Below are 692 nucleotides of genomic sequence, written 5' to 3'. Positions count from 1 at the left end.
GTTAATGTGCCATCATTAAGGTTGCTTGCATCAATCGGATCGGTCACGTATTCACCGTTTTGAACGGTTGCTTGTACTTCAACTGGTGGGTTAACGCCATCGCTAATGCTTACCGTAACCGTTTGGCCATTTTCAATATCGGTAACTGTACCGCGCACAACGATTGCTTCACTTTCGCCGTTGCCGTTCATAACACCGTCGGCTGTTTTATCAATGTTTGTGGTTATTGCAGCGGTGTTATCAAGCTCGACCGTATCTTGTGCGCTTAGCGGGTTACCGGCCTTATCTGACACATTTGCTGTAGCAGTAAGTGTGCCGTCATTAAGTGCGCTTGCATCAATAGATGTTGTAACATATTCGCCATTTGTAACAGTTGCAAAAACTTCTATAGGATCGTTAACACCATCACTGATTGTTATGGTAACAACTTGCCCATCTTCAACGTCGTCAACTAAACCACTCACCACTATTGCGGCACTTTCACCATTTCCATTAATGACACCATCTTCGGTTTTATCAATATTAATAGAAAGTGAAGTTGTATTATCGAGCTCGACTGAATCTTGCGCTGTTACCGGGTTGCCTGCTTTATCAGATGCAGTCGCAGTAGCGGTTAATGTGCCATCATTAAGGTTGCTTGCATCAATCGGATCGGTCACGTATTCACCGTTTTGAACGGTTGCTTGTACTTC

At 44.1% G+C, this 692-nt stretch carries 1 protein-coding gene; it reads right to left on the bottom strand.

The features are described from left to right. Nucleotides 1-692, bottom strand: a 692-nt coding sequence (locus H5157_RS20650; RefSeq protein WP_182725420.1) for a hypothetical protein, incomplete at both ends; no start/stop codon positions are given.

Origin of the sequence: Pseudoalteromonas sp. SG43-3 (assembly GCF_014164385.1) — a bacterium.
In the GTDB taxonomy this organism is placed as follows: Bacteria; Pseudomonadota; Gammaproteobacteria; order Enterobacterales; family Alteromonadaceae; genus Pseudoalteromonas; species Pseudoalteromonas distincta.
The sequence above is the reverse complement of the archived record's forward strand: the minus strand, read 5'-3'. Positions and strand labels throughout refer to the sequence as shown.